Genomic DNA, 16,039 nt, shown 5'->3' on the forward strand with positions numbered 1-16,039 from the left:
TTATTTCGTGCTGCCGGTCGTCCTGCCGCCCCTCGTGCGCCCACCGCTGATCCGCGAAGTGGCGCCGAAACCTCGTGGCATGCGGGACGTGAGGGCCGTCGCGGGGAGTCACCGGCGTACGCATTCCGGACCAGATGCGAGAGGACCCGTCCATGCCCTATGCCACCGCCAAGGACGGCACGCAGATCTTCTACAAGGACTGGGGATCGGGCCAGCCCGTCGTCTTCTCCCACGGCTGGCCGCTGACCGCGGACGCCTGGGACGCCCAGATGAAGGTGATGGCGGACAACGGCTTCCGGGCCGTCGCCCACGACCGGCGCGGTGGCGGACGCTCCGGTCAGCCCTGGGACGGCAACGACCTGGACACGTACGCCGACGACCTCGCGGCCGTCATCGAGACGCTCGACCTGCGGGACGTCATCCTGGTCGGCCATTCGACCGGCGGCGGCGAGGTCACCCGCTACATCGGCCGGCACGGCTCGGGCCGGGTGGCCAAGGCGGTCCTGGTCGGCGCCATCCCGCCGCTGATGCTGAAGACCGACGCGAACCCCGAAGGCCTGCCGATCGACGCCTTCGACGAGATCCGCAAGGGCGTGGAGACCGACCGGTCGCAGTTCTACCGGGACCTCAGCGCCCCGTTCTACGGCGCCAACCGTGAGGGATCGACCGTCACCCAGGGGACGCGGGACGAGTTCTGGCTCTGGGGCATGACCGTGGGCGTCAAGGGCGCCTACGACTGCGTCAAGGCGTTCTCCGAGACCGACCTGACAGAGGACCTCAAGAAGATCGACGTCCCGACCCTGATCGTGCACGGCGACGACGACCAGATCGTGCCCATCGTGGCCTCGGGCGACAAGTCCTCGAAGCTCGTCAAGGGCGCGGTCTACAAGGTGTATCCGGGCGCCCCGCACGGCCTTGCCATGGTGCCCAGGTTCGCCGACGTGTTCAACGCGGACCTGCTGGCCTTCGCGCGCGGCTGACACCGGCGCCTTCCTCCGGGAACGCCTCCCGAATACGGGAACGCCACCCGACGCACGGGACGGGCCCGCCGGGTCCCGCCGGACACCGCCTCAGGACGGTGAGCCGGGGGACCCGGCGGGCCCGTCCCCGTCCGTCCCGCCCGGATCGCCCGTCCCGTCCGCACCCTCGGCCGTGTCGGGGAGCGCCTGTTCGGTCCAGATGGCCTTGCCGTCCGGGGTGTAGCGGCTGCCCCAGCGCTCGCACAGGGCGTTGATGAGCTGGAGCCCGCGGCCCCCCTCGTCGGTGTCCGTCGCCCGCCGGATGCGGGGCATGGTCAGACTCGCGTCGGACACCTCGCACACGAGCGTCCCGCTGCACAGGAGGCGAAGCCCGATGGGGCCGTTGGCGTGCCGGATGACGTTCCCGACGAGCTCGCTGGCCAGCAGCTCCGTCGTCATGACGAGGTCCTCCAGGTGCCATTGGGCGAGCTGCTCCCGTACATGGCGCCGGGCCTCGCCCGCGGCCTCGGGACCCTCGGGCAGGGCCCATGAAGCCACCTGCCGGTCGGCCACGTGGTGCAGACGCGCGATCAGCAGGGCGGCGTCGTCGGCGGTGGGCCCGCCCGGCAGCAGTCCGGCGGTCACGGAGTCGCACAGCTTCTCCAGATCGGGGGTGCCCTCCTGGCCGGCGAGCAGCCCGGCGAGCTGTTCCATGCCCTGGTCGATGTCCCGCTGCGGCGACTCCACCAGCCCGTCGGTGTAGAGGACCAGCAGGCTTTCGGCGGGCAGCTCCAGTTCCGTCGTCTCGAACGGCGGGAACGCGGCGCCCAGCGGAGGGTTGACGGCGATCTCGGGGAAGTGGGCACTGCCGTCCGGGCGGACGACGAGCGGCGGTGGATGACCCGCCCTCACCATGGTGCACGATCCGTCGGTGGAGTCGTACAGCGCGAATAGACAGGTCGCGTACGAGTGATCGCCGAGGCCACTCACGATGTCGTTGAGGTGGCCCATGATCTCGTCGGGAGGCAGTTCCAGGGCGGCCAGCGTGTGCAGCGCCGTCCGCAGCCGCCCCATGGTCGCGGCCTCGGACAGACCGCGGCCCATCACGTCACCGGCGACCAGGGCCACCTGGCCGGAGGACAGCGGGATCAGGTCGTACCAGTCCCCGCCCACGTCGGAGGTCCCACCGGCCGGCAGATAGCGCGCCGCCGCGGTCGCCTCGGGCACGGTGGGCAGTCCCCTGGGCAGCAGCGCCTGCTGGAGTTCCTCGGAGCGGGTGAGCTCGGCCTCGTACAGCCGTGCCCGCTCCAGCGCGTGCGCCACCAGGGCACTGATGGTGATGAGGAGCGTACGTTCCTCGGACGTCAGACGGTGCTCGGTGTCGTAGGCGATGACACACACGCCGAAGGTGTGACCGGAGGCCGTCAGAGGCAGGAACGCCCAGGCTTCCTGGCCGGCCGGAGGCCGGTTGCCGGCGGCGGGGAAGTCCGCGGCCCATTCCTCGCGCGACGAGTAGAAATGCGGTGCGCCGGTACGGACCGCCTCCCCGGCGGGACCGGTGTCCGCCGGCTCCAGACCGTGCGCCGCGCGCATCGGCCCCGGGAACGATCCCGGACCGCCGACGGATCCGATCCGCACCAGCTTCTCGTCCTCCAGGACGAGAACGAGCAGGGCCTGGGCGCCGAACGGGGGCAGGACGCGCTGGGCGAGAGCCGTCACCACGTCCTCGGAGGTGGTCGCCGAGGCGAGCTGTGTGGTCAGCTCCGCGGTCCGGCTCGCCCGCTCGGTGGCGACCTCGACGGCCGCCACCTGCTCGGCCTCACGGCGGCGGCGGTCGGTGACATCGGTGAAGTACACCGTCAGGCCGCCGGGTACGGGGACGATCCGCAGGTCGTAGCAGCGTCCGGTGTCGGCCACCGTGATGTCGAAACCCGCGGCCGAGGCCTGCCCGTCACCGTCCCGGCACCGCTCCTCCAGCTCGGGCACATGGCGCAGCGCGGGCAGTTCCCACAGGCTCCGGCCGAAGAGCTGCTCGTCGGCCGAACCGAGAATGCGCTCCGCCTCCAGGTTGGCGAAGGTGATCCGCCAGTCGTCGTCCACCGACAGGAAGGCGTCGCTCATGTGCCGCAGGGCACGGCTGAGCGCGTCGCGGGTGGAGCGCGCCGCGTCGCTCGCCCAGCCCTTGCCGACGATGCGCGCGACCCGGCCCTCGCCGTCGAGCACCACATGACCGGACGCGCGGGTCCAGGTGTAGCCCCCGTCGCCGCGCCGGACCCGGTACTCGGCCTCGAACGGCGCGTGGGTGCGGATGGTGCGTTCGGCCGCGGCCAGGGTGCTCGCGAGGTCGTCGGGGTGCACGACCTTCATCCAGGACTCGACACCGGGCACGAACTGCCCGGGCTCGGTCTGGTACACCTTCATGGCCGCCGGGTCCCACAGCAGCTCGCCCGTGCGCACGTCCCACTCCCACGTGCCGACCGGAGTGGTGTCGAGGTCGGTGCGCATCCGGGTCGGCGCCGGCATCTTCTTCAGCCGGTTCGTGGTCCATTCGGCCACCGCGGTGAGGAAGGCCCGCTGTTCGGGCGTGGGTTCCTCGTTGTCTCCGGTGAGACAGGTGATCGCACCGATGGCGCGGCCCTCGTAGGTCAGCGGTACGGCGAACCAGCCGGACCGCGACAACAGCGGCGCCGTGGGCTCGTCCAGGTCGGAGGGGAGCGCGGCCACCCAGACGGGCCGGCCGGAACGCACGGCCCGTGCGGTCGCCGTGGGCCCGTCCTGGTCGACGATCTCCCATGCGCGCGTGACCGACGACGGCAGTCCGGTGGAGGAAACCAGACGCAGGGCCGACATGGGGCCCCGCAGGTAGACGGCCCCGCCGACGCAGCCCAGCTCCGCGATGGAGTGCTGAAGGGCGAGCCGGAAGACCTCGCTTTCCGTGATGCCGTCGTCAGCGGTGTCGAGTAGGTCCAGCCGCCTGATCACAGACCCAATATAGGGCGCAATGTCTTAAATGACATTAAAGCGATGGTGTGTGCGCGAGAGCGCCCCCGGCCCGGGTCCCGGGTTGCGGGGTGGGGTGCGCGACACCACGCTGGCCACGACACCCGCGTGATCGACGGCCCGGGACCGGTCGCCCGATTCCCTCCGGGGCGCGCGGTGGTCCGCGTCCGGGCGCGCGTGACGGGAGGGCCCGACGACGGGAGGACGGTGGCACACAGGTGAACGCCGGATCACGTCGTCCCGGACGACGGTCGGGTGAGCCCGGGACGGGTCCGCTCGGCGAACCCGGCACGGCTCACGGCCTGCCCCGGACGCGTCACGGCGCGGGGAACCGCTCCTCGCGCGGCACCCGGGCGGTCGCGCTGGCACGCACGGACGCCCGGCGCGGTACCGGAGGCCGCCAGGCGTTCCCGGTGAACCACGGGCTGGGGGTGGCCGCGGCGTACGCCTGGCGGCTGATCGTCGTCGGCGTCGTCGCCTACGCGGTCTTCGCGCTCCTGGGAAAACTTCAGCTCGTCGCCGTGGCCCTGTTCCTCGCGCTCGTCATCACGGCGGTCCTGCGTCCGCTCGCCGATCTGCTGGCCCGCCGCATGCCGAGGACCCCGGCGGTGATCGTCAGCATCCTCGGAAGCATCCTGGTGGTGCTCGGCGTGATGGCGCTGGTCGGGCGCGTCGTCGCGGGCGAGTCGGGGCAGCTGGGCCATGAGTTCGCCGGAGGCCTGGGGCGGATCGAACGATGGCTGGAGGGCTCGCCCTTCCATCTCAGCCACGCGGTGCTGTCGGGTCTCCAGGGCAAGGTGGTCAACTTCGTCTCCGAGCACCGTTCCGTACTGATCAGCAGCGCCCTCAACGGCGCGGGCCGAGTGGTCGAGTTCGTCACCGGACTGGTGCTCGCGCTGTTCTGTTCGCTGTTCTTCATCCGCTCGGGTGACAAGTTCTGGCGCTGGTTCCAGGAACTGATGCCGCAGAGCGCGCGGGACCCGTGGGACCGTGGCGGGCGGGCGGCCTGGCGGACCTTCGCCGGCTACACGCGCGGCATCATCATCGTGGCGGGCACCAACGCCGTACTCGTCGGCATCGCCCTCTACGTGCTGGGCGTCCCGCTCGCGCTGCCCCTGACGCTGCTGGAGTTCTTCGCCGCGTTCATCCCCCTGGTGGGCTCACCCGTCGCGCTCGGCGTGGCCACCGTCGTCGCGCTCGCCACCCGGGGGCCGGTCGTCGCGATCATCGTGCTCGCCCTGATCGTCGTCATCGGCCAGCTGGAGGGGCACGTCCTGCATCCCCTCGTCCTGAGCTGGGCGGTCCGGCTGCATCCCGTGGTCGTGGCCGTCTCCGTCATCGCCGGGAGCATCCTGGCCGGTGTGACCGGTGCGGTCGTGGCGGTCCCGATGGTGTCGGTCGCCTGGTCGGTGATCAGCGAGCTGCGGGCACGCCCCGAGCCGGAACCCTCCGGGCGCTCACCGGGAGGCCGGTCCGGGGCGCCCGAACCGGCCGCCGAGTCGACGGGCAAGGCCGGGGCGGGCGATCCGTGACGGCGATCCGCGAGGCGGGGGGTGGCGGGGCGGGCGCCCCGGCCCCGCCGGCGGCCGCACCGGTGGCGGCGCCGTGGCCCCGGCGCCGCCGTGACGTCGTACCCCGACCGCTGTGACCGTCAGGAGGCCTCGACGGCCGCCTTGATCCGTCGGCCGAAGGCGTCCGCGTCCTTGCGGGCCGCACTCAGCGCGAAGCCCACCAGCACCTTGCCGACGCCATGCCCTTCGAGGACGTTGAAGATCCTCACGCGGGTCGTCCCGGGGCCGGTGGACTCCAGGTCGTAGCCGCCCTCCTTCGCCATCACGATGTTCTTGGAGACCTCGGCCCAGCGGATCCGGCGGGACGGCTCGAACTCGGTGATCCGGAACTTGCGGCCCGTCTTCATGCCGGCGTCCTTGACCGTGCTCGTGAAGACGGTCCCCACGGCCGTCGGGCCCTCCGGGGTCTTCGCGATCGACTGCACCCTGGGGCTGAACTCGGGGTCGTTCGTACCGGCGGCGAGGAAGGCGAAGACCTCCTCGATGGGGCGGTTGATCTCGGTTGTCGCCTCGAACTGACCGGACACGGTTCCTCCTGTGCTGCGATCACGGACCGCCCGCTGGGGGGCGCGCGGGGCCTGGCCCACGCCCGTTCAGCCTAGGGCGTGTCCGCAAAGTCTCGCCTGCCCGGCGACGCCTGGCACGCTCCCCCAAGCTCTTCGAGCAGGGGGGACCCCCATGATGCCGCCGGGCCCGCCCTCCGGGCGCACGACGCGACTTTGCGGACACGCCCTAGGGGCGGACGGCCCGGCGGGCGCGGCGCACGGGCTTCTTCAGTGGTCGAATCCGTCGGTCAGGCGCACGGTGTAGCCGTCCTCCTCCATCAGGACGACGGTGACGCCGAAGGGGTTGGGATGGTCCAGGTCCATCGGAGTGAAGGCGTAGTCGACGGCGGCCCGGACCGGCGGCGGGAGCTCGCCGCCCGGCCGCGGCGCGAGGGCCTCGCTCCATGCGAGGGCGGCATGAAGGTCCTCCGGGGTCCCGGAGGACTCCGAGGGGACCTCTTCGCCGTACGGGAACTGGTGCAGCACATGGCCGTCCGGGGTGGCGCGGACCATGTTCAGACAGGGGGCGGGCCCGACGACGGGCAGCTCGCAGGCGGTGGCGACCTCGTGCGTCTCCCAGGCCAGGACGACCTCGTCCGCGCCCGCCGCCGCGGCGATGTTCGACAGCGCCGCGATGCCGGTGAGGGCGTCGGCCCCGGGCTTCGTCGGACGGACCCAGATCAGCCCGACCAGCTCGCCCCGCACGAGCGGCATGATGACCGGCCGGGGCACGGCACCCTCGCGCACTCCCTTGACGTAGGCGCTCTTCATCGAGCCGACCAGCGTGTCCCACGTGCTCGTGTCCACGGAAGCCCCTTCGCCGCTGTTGTCTTCGATCACCGCCGACCCTGTCACGCGGGGTGTCCCCGTGTCAGCGGGATGCCCGGCACGCGACCCCATCGGCGTCCCGAGCACCGGGACCGGACCCGCCGTGTTCAACCAGTTGGTTGACTACGGCGCGAGCCGGTCGTACGGTTATTCAACCGACTGGTTGATTACGTGAGGTGAGAGGTGTCCGACGACCGGCTGTCCCGGGTGTTCTCGGCCCTGGCCGACCCGACGCGGCGCGACATCGTGGCCAGGCTGGCCTCGGGGGACGCCACGGTCGGTGAACTGGCCGAGCCCTACGACGTGACCGTGCAGGCCGTGTCCAAGCACATCAGGGTGCTGGAGGACGCGGGTCTGGTCAGCCGCAGCAGGGACGCCCAGCGTCGGCCCTGCCATCTCGAAGGCGAGGTCTTCGACCTGATGACGCGATGGATCGAGCGCTACCGCCGCGAGGCGGAGGACCGCTTCCGCAGGCTCGACGCCGTCCTCGACCGGATGGCGGACGAACCGGGGGACGGCACCGCCGCGAACAAGGCGGCATCGTGAGCACGACGGACCCGCGCGACCGGCGCGAGACACGGATCGAGGCCGACCCGGCGCTGCCCACCATCCTCATCACCCGGGAGTTCGACGCCCCCGTGGCGCGCGTCTTCAGGGCGTACACCGATCCGGATCTGGTCGTGCAATGGCTCGGCCCGCGCCGGCTGACCATGCGGATCGACGTGTACGAGGCGCGCACCGGCGGCTCGTACCGCTACACGCACCACGAGTCCGACGGGAGGGAGTACGGGTTCCGCGGAGTGTTCCACGAGGTGCGCCGCGACGAGCGCATCGTGCAGACCTTCGCCTACGACGGCTTCCCGGACGGCGTCAGCCTGGAGACCACCCGGTTCGAGGACCTCGGCGGCCGGACCCGGGTCACCACCATCTCCCTCTTGGGGTCCGTCGAGGCGCGCGACTCGATGATCAGAAGCGGTATGGGCGGCGGTGTCCGCGAGGGCCATGAGCGGCTCGACGAACTGCTCGGCGGCCGCCCGGGCGGAAATCCCGGATCACGAACCGAGACGGAAGGCTTGAGACCATGACCAGCGCAGCAGACGAGCACCGCACCATCGCCGGGGTCTTCACGGAACGGGTGCGCGGAGTGCGCCCCGAGGCCTGGGACCACCCCGCGCCGGTCGAGGGCTGGGTCGCCCGCGACGTGGTGCGCCACCTGGTCGAGTGGTTCCCCGGCTTCCTGAAGGCGGGCGCCGGGGTCGAACTGCCGAAAGGGCCCTCGGTGGACGACGACCCGGTGAAGGCCTGGACGGTGCACAGCGACGGTGTGCAGACACTCCTCGACGATCCGGAGACGGCGCACAGGGTCCTGTCCAACCCGCACATCGGCGAGGTGCCGCTGGACCAGGCGGTCGACCGCTTCTACACCGCCGACGTCTTCATGCACACCTGGGACCTGGCACGGGCCAGCGGCCAGGACGAGCGCCTCGACCCCGGCAGATGCGCGCGGATGCTCGACGGCATGCTGCCGCTCGACGAGGTGCTGCGCGCGAGCGGGCAGTACGGGCCTCGGGTGGAGGTCCCGGACACCGCCGACGTACAGACCCGCCTGCTCGCCTTCATCGGCCGCCGGCCCTGAGGCGGTCCGGCGGGGAAGCCCGCGGCCCGGTCGGCTGACAGCTCCGGTGACCGCCCCCGACCCTGCCGACCGAACGGTCCTCCCCCCGTCCGGCCCGTCAGCCGTCCGCGCGGGCCGGGGTGTCGGGGGCGGTCACCGGTCGTGTTCCCTCGCCCCGGACCGGGGGAGGCGGCTCGTCCTGACCACGGCCGCCGATCCCGGTCAGCTCCGCCGCCAGGGTCCGCAACCAGGTGTCGATGTCGACCAGCGCGGGCAGCACGGGCGCCGGGGCGGAGGAGACGACCTCGTGCGGAAGGGGCACCGGCGCCGCCCGTACGCCGCCGGGCGGGAAGGCCGCAGCCCGGTCCATCGCCGTCGCCAGCCGGGCCGCCGACTCCCGCGCCCACCTGACCGCGTCGGGCGGCGCGGGACCGTACGCCTGCCGGGGCAGCCAGTGCGACCCGATCACCGCGTGCGAGGCGCAGTTGAGCGCCAGGTGCCAGTCGGGACCGCTGTCCACGGCATCCCTGCCGCCCTCCGTCCGGTACTGCGCGTAGGCGCCCTCGGCGATACGGAGCCGGTGCCGGGTCAGCCGGAGCGCCTCCTCGGCCGTGCCGTCCGCGGAGGCGCGATCGCCGGGCGTGCCGAAGGCGCCTGACGTCCCTGGCGCGCAGACGACGGCGGACGCGGTGACCCGCACCAGGGGCGCCGCCGAACGGAGCACCTCCGCCACCCCGCGCCGGACCTCGGCATGGGCCCCGGCGGGCCACGCGAGCACGCCGCACACCAGCCCGATCGTGCAGCCGGCCAGGACGTCGAGCAGCCGGGTCTCCGCCAGCCGCCAGTCCGCCGGGGCGAGCTGGCTGAAGGCCGCGGCCACGACCAGAGTGAACAACCCCTGCGCCCAGGCGGGCCCCGCGATCGGCCCCACGGAGAAGGCCACGAACATCATCGGCACCAGCACGACCGCGTACACCGCGACGGTGCCGCCCGCCCCGAGGATCAGCACCCCCGCGGCCAGCGCTCCCACCAGCGTGCCGACCGCCGCCGAGCGCACCGTGGACCAGGTCGCTCCCGCCGTCGTGCGCCCCAGTGTCAGCACGGCGAGCAGGACCCAGAACCCGTGCGAGAGTTCGAGCGCCCCGGCCACGAGACGAGCCGCGCCGAGCCCCAGGGCGGTACGTACGGCGTTCTGGAACAGGACCGAGCGCAGGGTGAGGTTGCCGGTCAGGCGCAGTGCCAGCAGCCGTGGTGCGGAGGGTTCCGCGTACCAGAACTGCTCGGCGGGCAGCCCCGCCGCGTCGCGCCGGCCACCGATCGCCACGGCCACAGCGGCCTGCGCGGTCAGGGCCGAGGCCGCGGTGACCAGCAGGTCGGACCGGCATTCCAGCAGGCGCTGCGAGGCCTTGGCGTCCGTGTCGAGCCCACCGTCGGACGGCCGTGCGCGGACGGCGACGAACTCGGCGACCATTTCCTCCAGGGCCTCGGGCCCCGGGACGGCGCGCGTGCCCCGCAGCGCGGCCGCCGTCGCGGTGCAGCCGGCCGCGACACCGCGCAGCAGCGCCTCGGAGGGCGGATCGGCGGCCGTCGCGGAGTCCGGCCGCTCGGTCATCCGGGCCAGCTGGTCCAGAACCCGCCGTGTCGCGGCTCCGGCCTGCGCCAGCCCGCGGTCCGTGCGGCCCGCTCCGGTCGGGCGCGAAGCCGGTGGCGCCTGCGACAGCCGCAACGCGAGCCCCGCGTCACGCAGGGTCCGGGCCCGCTCGGGATCGTGCCGGTGGCCCTGGGCGAACGCGAGCGCCGAGGCGGCCGCGAGATCCAGCGCGGAGGCGATCCGCGCGCGATACGGCTGCACGGACGGGGCGGGCAGGAGCAGCAGTTCGCACAGGACCAGCAGGGCGACACCGGCCACCAGGCCGCCGAGCCGCTGCGGCAGGGTGTCCGGTTCGTAGGGCGGGAAGCACGCGAGGACGTAGAAGAGCAGCAGTCCCGGTACGGCGCTCGCCGCGGCGGGTCCGTAGGCCGAGGCGAAGGAGATGGCGAAGCCGATCACCAGCATCCCCGCCACGGCGGAGGCGGTGGTCACGGCGAGCGTGGTGCCGAGCGCCGTCAGCGCCACCGCCACCGGCAGGGCGAACAGGACGGTCCGCGCCCGGTCCCGGCCACCCCCCGGGATCGGGGAGAGGATGCCGAGCGCGATCGGCGCGAACAGGGCGTAGACGGCGACGACCGGACGGTCCAGGGCGTAGAGAGCCGTGTAGAAGCCCGTGGCGGCCGCGACCGTGACCCGTGCGGACTGCCGCGCGGCCCTTGCACGACCGGGGGAGCGGGGCCGCTTCGGCATGGATGTTCCTTCCCCGGCGCCTCCCCGGGCCCGTCCCCGCCGTACGCCCATTGTCGGCCGGGACCGGGCCGGGGGCACGGTCAGCGCCCGCGCCGGGACGCGGACCCGCGTTCCGGGACATGACGTCCTCCGGTCCGCGGCCCGATCCGGTGGCCGCGCGGCGGCCCGTGATGCCCTCCGGGCTCCGCTCCGCGCGACCGGCGGTCCGCCGTCGCGGACGACGGCAACAGGGCCTGTCCACAGGGCAGTTGAGCAGGCCGAGGTCCGGAGCCTGCCGGGGCCGCGCCCGGCCCGTGACACGGTCCGCAAGCGGGTCGTCACCCGGCGGCCGACAGTGTGCCGCCTGATCAGGGGTTTCGCTACCCAGGAGCCGGACGAGCGCATAACATCCGGACGGGAAGTCACGCGGAAGGCACGCCGGGGCAACCTGCCGGGACCCGGGCCGCGCCCCCGACCACCCGTCACATCCGCGTCCGCTCAACCGTTCAGCCCTGCACGAAGGAACCATCAGTGAGCGAATCCGGATCCTCCGGAAGAGTCCAGCCGGCTCAGGCCGGCGATCCCTCCCGAATAGGTCCGTACCGGATCGTCGGTCGTCTCGGCGCCGGAGGCATGGGTACCGTCCACGCCGGAGTAGCCTCCGACGGAACGCGGGTGGCGGTGAAGGTGATTCACCCCTCGCAGGCCCAAGAACCCGAATTCAGGGCCCGTTTCAGGCGCGAGGTGGACATGTCCTCCCGTGTCACCGGCCCGTATCTGATCCCCCTGCTCACCTCCGACGCGAGCGCCGCGACCCCGTGGCTCGCCACCGAGTACGTCGCCGGACCCACGCTGAGCCAGCAGGTGCTCACCCACGGACGGGTCACCGGACCCAGTCTGTACGCCTTCGCCGCCGCCACCGCCCAGGCGTTGGCCGCCGTCCACGCGGCCGGCGTGGTCCACCGCGATGTGAAACCGCAGAACGTCATCCTCACCCCGTCAGGCCCCCGCGTCCTGGACTTCGGCATCGCGCACGCCGACGACGACACGAGGGTCACCAGCCCCGGAGCCACGACCGGCACCCCGGGCTGGATCAGCCCCGAGCAGTACCGGACGGGGGCCACGGGCTCCGAGGGCGACATGTTCGCCTGGGGCGCGCTCGTGGCCTACGCGGCCACCGGCAGATCCCCGTTCGGGACCGGAGCGCCCGACGCGGTCGCGTTCCGCGTGATGTCCGGCGAACCCGACCTGGACGGCGTCCCCATGCCCCTGCGCGAGATCGTGCGCGGGGCGCTGGCCAAGGAACCGGGGGACCGTCCGTCCGCCGCCGACGCCGCCGAGGAGTGCTACGAACTGCTGGCCGCGCAGCTCATCCAGGCGATGCGCGCGGACACGTTGTTCACCAGGGCGGAAGACATGATCACCGCGGTGTGGGACCTCCCGCCCGTGGACGATCCGGCGTGGCCGCGTCCCGCGAGACGCGGTCGAAGGCCCTGGGCGGGCATGCTCGTCGTCGCGGCGGCGGTGATCGGCGGCCTGGCGGGCGGAGTGGTGGCGCTGATGCCCGGCAAGCCGGAGGGCGGCCGTCACGGGACCTCCAACGCGTCCTCCGTTCCCGCCTCCTCCTCTCCCGTCCCGTCGGCCTCCGCCTCCTCGGCTCCCGCTTCCTCCCCGGCCGTCTTCCCCCTCCCGCGGTCCTCGGCCACGGGCAGGAGCACCGGGGCGGGCCCGTCGGCCGAGCCGGAGCGGGCCACGAGCGAGCGTCCGGCGAGTGCGGGGACCTGGGCCGAGGCGCGGCCGGCGCGGGGCCGGGGGGAGCACGACGTGGCGCGTGCCGTCCTGCGCGACCAGGCTGTCCTGGTCCGGCAGCTCGGCGAAGGCATCGACCTCGCCCCGGGAGCCGTGCGGTTCCACTCCCCGCGCGGGGAGGTCTACCTCTCGTACCGGCTCTCCTCCGACGAGCCGGGAACCATGTACGCGGAGACGGAGGCCGCCGGACTGATGTGCCGGACGCTGCGCGAGGCCGTCCTGCGGCTGCACCCGGAACTGCCGTACCGCGCCTTCGTCCTGGTCAAGGAGTCGACGGGTCATGACCCGCGGGTGACCTGGGACGACGACTTCCTCACCGGCGCGCGGTGCGCGTCCACCGACGACGGCGGCCTCGGCACGATCGCCGCGGGCACGGTCTGGGAGCCCGACGAACAGGGTCTCGGCCAGGCCATGATTCCCAGTACCGCCGGCGACGAGATCGACGTCGCCGACCGCGCGACCAGGACGATCATCGAGCGGACCGACGCGATGCGCGCGGCGCTCGGCACGGACCGAGCCCTCGGCAACGCCGAACTCAAGATGGGCTTCGATCCGGGCCACTCGGCGCTGTACGTGTGGTCGGAGTACGGGACATGGAACCGGCGGCAGGCCGAGGCCTGGGCGGACATGGCGGCCGGCGAGGCGTGCCGGGCCCTGGTGAGGCAGCGGGACAGCGCGGGTGACGCCTGGCCGTACTCCCGTTACGCCGTGGCCGAGCGGGGCGGCTCCGGCTATCTGATGATCCGTTGGGGCACGGCGGGGACACGCGCCGACTGCCCGGTCTGACCCCGGCTTGTCGCGGGTCACCCCCGCCTGTCGAGGATCACCCCCGCCTGTCGCGGGTCCCCCCCCGTCGTGGCTCGCCCGCGCCCGGGCGGGCTTGACCCTCGACCTGGTCGAGGCCGCAGGGTCTCGGGTGTGGAGAGCGAGATGCGCAGTATCGGCGAGATGGCCCGGGACAGCGGACTGAGCGTGAGCGCCCTGCGGTTCTACGACCGTGGCGGTGTGCTGGTACCCGCCTGGGTGGATCCGGTGAGCGGCTACCGCTGGTACGGCCCCGGACAGATGGAGGAGGCACGGCTGCTGGCCCGGTTGCGGCGGGCCGCGATGCCGCTGGCGGACATCCGTCTGGTCCTCGCGGGCTGGTCCGGCGTGGACACCGGGCTCGTACGCGGACTGCTTCAGGCACATCTGCGCCGGCTGGAGACGGGTCTGTCCGATGCCCGCGACGAGTTCTCCACGCTCCGAGCACTTCTCGACAGCAGGGAGAAACCCATGGCACCGCCCCGCACCGCCGTCGTCCGCCTGTCCGTCTCCGCGCCGGAACTCGCCGGCGCCCTGGACGCCGTCCGCTTCGCCGCCGGCCGGGACCCCGAACTGCCCATGCTCGCCGGTGTCCTGTTCGACATCGAGGGCGGGACGCTCGACGTCGTGGCCACGGACCGCTACCGGATGGCGGTCGCGCGGACCGCCATCACAGGGCACGGCGGCACGCGCGTCCAGACCATCGTGCCGACTCCGCTCGTGGACGCCATGCGGGCCCTGCTGAGCGCCGAGGAGCCGGTCCACCTCCGCGTCGACGGCGACCGCGTGACGCTGGAGAGCGGTGCCGGGCAGACGGCCGGGCCGTGCCTCGACCACGACTTCCCCGACTACCGCCGCCTCGTCCGCACGCCCGACGGTCACCGGGTTCCGGTCGGCACGGAGGCATTCCGGGAAGCGGTGCGGACCGGTCCCGTCGTCGCGGGCGAAGCGAGCGGGCCGGGCGGGACGGCCGCCGACCTGACCCTGCTCAAGGTGACGGACGACGCGACGGTGACGCTCGGCGACGACCGCTGGAGCGACCAGAACCAGGTCGCGGTCAACCGTGAGTACCTGCTGCACGCGCTCGACGCCGCGGCCCGCGACCGGCTCGTCCTGGAGATCGGCGCACCCACCACGCCGATCGCGATCCGGCGGCCCGACGACGAGCACACGTTCTCCCTGCTGATGCCGGTGCGTCTGGAGAGCTGAACCGAGGCGTTCCGGACGGCCGCGACACGCTCTCCACGCCCGGATCGGACCGGAGGGGCGTTACTCACTTTCGGGTGACATGCGGATGACGTGCGCTGACGGGAAAGATGGCCTGATTCGACCTAAATACCGCTGGAGTAAGGGAGTTGGGGAGGGCAGTCCATCACTTTTCAGCTTTCCGTAGTTAAAGGCCATATACAGACGCCTGTAACTGATATGTCCGTAATTGGTAACAGCGGTCTGGTGTCGCCCGTCCTGGGCGGGGATGTGCAGCAAGTTATGAGTCCTCGGCCACCGGGCCGGGACTCGCACAGGGTCGCACCGTGCGGGTTCCCCGTGAGGGGGGCCCGCACGGGGTGTGCCGGCTCTCGAACCTTGAGGAGCTTTCATGTCCCTTTCCACCTCTGTCACTGCCCGCCGGGTGGCGGCCGCGGCCATCGCCGCCGGCGCGCTGGTCGGTTCGGCCTCCGTCTCGGCCTCGGCCGCGGAGCCGCGCTTCGAGCGCTCCCACGTCGAGATCAGCCGGGTTCAGGCCGACGCTCCGGGCTTTGACGACCGCTCCGCTCGTTCGCTGAACGCGGAGTGGGTGGAAATCACCAACGCGGGGCGTCACGGAGTGAACCTGAACGGCTGGACGCTGTCGGACCGGGAGGGCAACCGCTACACCTTCGACCACTACCGTCTGGCGGGCCGTTCCACCGTCCGTATCCACACCGGACTGGGCCGTGACACCAGCCGTGACCTCTACCAGGACCGCCGCAACGAGGTGTGGGACAACCACTCCGACGTGGCGACGCTGCGCACCGAGCGCGGCCGCTTCGTGGACAGCGTCTCCTGGGGCCGGCATGACGACCGTTGGGGCCACGACCGCGACGGCCACTGGGGTCACTGGGGCCACGGGCGTGACGACCACCGTGACCACCGCGGCCACGGCGACGACCGCGGCCACGGCCGTGACGACCACCGCGGTGGCGACCACCGCGGTGACGACCACCGTGGCGGCGACCACCGCGGTGGCGACAACCGTGGCGGAGACAACCGGGGTGGAGACCACCGCGGTGGCGACAACCGGGGTCGCGGCCAGGGTCAGCAGGGTCAGCAGGGTCAGCAGGGTCAGCAGGGTCAGCAGGGCCAGCAGGGCCAGCAGGGCCAGCAGGGTCAGCAGGGCCAGGGCCAGCACGGTCAGCAGGGCCAGCACGGTCAGGGACTGGGGCACCTCCTCGGTCACTGAACAACCGCCGGCAGCACACCCGCTCGGGGTGTACGCGGGTGACATCCGGTCAGGACGTGGAGACGGCCGGCTGTAGTCCCGGGCCCGCACGGACCCGATGAAGCACGCATCCGCACGACGGCACCGCCACAGAGGACCCGCACCGATC

At 72.7% G+C, this 16,039-nt stretch carries 12 protein-coding genes; 8 read left to right on the forward strand and 4 right to left on the reverse strand.

The window, feature by feature from the left end:
- Positions 1-152: 152 nt before the first annotated feature.
- Entirely contained in the window at positions 153-980 is an 828-nt protein-coding gene (locus ACZ4AA_RS16195; protein WP_467601601.1) for an alpha/beta fold hydrolase, read from the forward strand.
- Positions 981-1,070: 90 nt separating this feature from the next.
- On the opposite strand, the gene ACZ4AA_RS16200 is transcribed toward ACZ4AA_RS16195, so the two are convergent.
- Entirely contained in the window at positions 1,071-3,941 is a 2,871-nt protein-coding gene (locus ACZ4AA_RS16200; RefSeq protein WP_467601604.1) for a SpoIIE family protein phosphatase, read from the reverse strand.
- A 431-nt stretch (positions 3,942-4,372) separates the two neighbouring features.
- Here ACZ4AA_RS16200 and ACZ4AA_RS16205 point away from each other — a divergent pair, with 431 nt between their 5' ends.
- Positions 4,373-5,491: an AI-2E family transporter gene (locus ACZ4AA_RS16205; protein WP_467601606.1), complete on the forward strand. Its 1,119-nt coding sequence runs from the start codon at positions 4,373-4,375 to the stop codon at positions 5,489-5,491.
- Between the two features lie 119 nt (positions 5,492-5,610).
- On the opposite strand, the gene ACZ4AA_RS16210 is transcribed toward ACZ4AA_RS16205, so the two are convergent.
- The gene (locus ACZ4AA_RS16210; protein WP_467601608.1) at positions 5,611-6,057 is read right to left on the reverse strand and encodes an SRPBCC family protein; all 447 of its coding nucleotides are present in this window, start codon (positions 6,055-6,057) and stop codon (positions 5,611-5,613) included.
- Between the two features lie 246 nt (positions 6,058-6,303).
- A complete protein-coding gene (locus tag ACZ4AA_RS16215; protein ID WP_467601610.1) occupies positions 6,304-6,882 on the reverse strand; it encodes a hypothetical protein in 579 nt (192 codons plus the stop codon).
- A gap of 204 nt (positions 6,883-7,086) precedes the next feature.
- On the opposite strand from ACZ4AA_RS16215, the gene ACZ4AA_RS16220 reads away from it, so the two are divergent.
- From ACZ4AA_RS16220 to ACZ4AA_RS16230, 3 genes are read left to right on the forward strand one after another with little or no spacing between them, the layout of a single operon-like run.
- Positions 7,087-7,449: an ArsR/SmtB family transcription factor gene (locus tag ACZ4AA_RS16220; protein ID WP_467601612.1), complete on the forward strand. Its 363-nt coding sequence runs from the start codon at positions 7,087-7,089 to the stop codon at positions 7,447-7,449.
- A complete protein-coding gene (locus ACZ4AA_RS16225) occupies positions 7,446-7,988 on the forward strand; it encodes an SRPBCC family protein (protein ID WP_467601614.1) in 543 nt (180 codons plus the stop codon). Before ACZ4AA_RS16220 ends, ACZ4AA_RS16225 begins: the two co-directional genes overlap by 4 nt.
- Positions 7,985-8,539: a TIGR03086 family metal-binding protein gene (locus ACZ4AA_RS16230; RefSeq protein WP_467601616.1), complete on the forward strand. Its 555-nt coding sequence runs from the start codon at positions 7,985-7,987 to the stop codon at positions 8,537-8,539. The genes ACZ4AA_RS16225 and ACZ4AA_RS16230 overlap by 4 nt, the downstream gene beginning before the upstream one ends.
- A gap of 97 nt (positions 8,540-8,636) precedes the next feature.
- Here ACZ4AA_RS16230 and ACZ4AA_RS16235 read toward each other — a convergent pair whose 3' ends face one another.
- Positions 8,637-10,859, reverse strand: coding sequence for an FUSC family protein (locus tag ACZ4AA_RS16235; protein ID WP_467601618.1), 2,223 nt, complete (start codon positions 10,857-10,859; stop codon positions 8,637-8,639).
- Positions 10,860-11,369: 510 nt separating this feature from the next.
- On the opposite strand from ACZ4AA_RS16235, the gene ACZ4AA_RS16240 reads away from it, so the two are divergent.
- The 3 genes from ACZ4AA_RS16240 to ACZ4AA_RS16250 all read left to right on the forward strand — a co-directional run bounded on the left by ACZ4AA_RS16240 (position 11,370) and on the right by ACZ4AA_RS16250 (position 15,891).
- Positions 11,370-13,433, forward strand: coding sequence for a serine/threonine-protein kinase (locus tag ACZ4AA_RS16240; protein ID WP_467601620.1), 2,064 nt, complete (start codon positions 11,370-11,372; stop codon positions 13,431-13,433).
- A 144-nt stretch (positions 13,434-13,577) separates the two neighbouring features.
- On the forward strand, positions 13,578-14,660 hold the full coding sequence (locus ACZ4AA_RS16245) for a DNA polymerase III subunit beta family protein (protein WP_467601622.1): 1,083 nt from the start codon (positions 13,578-13,580) through the stop codon (positions 14,658-14,660).
- Between the two features lie 388 nt (positions 14,661-15,048).
- Positions 15,049-15,891, forward strand: coding sequence for a lamin tail domain-containing protein (locus ACZ4AA_RS16250; protein WP_467601624.1), 843 nt, complete (start codon positions 15,049-15,051; stop codon positions 15,889-15,891).
- Positions 15,892-16,039: the final 148 nt, after the last annotated feature.

The sequence above is a fragment of the Streptomyces sp. NPDC024698 genome (assembly GCF_055559015.1).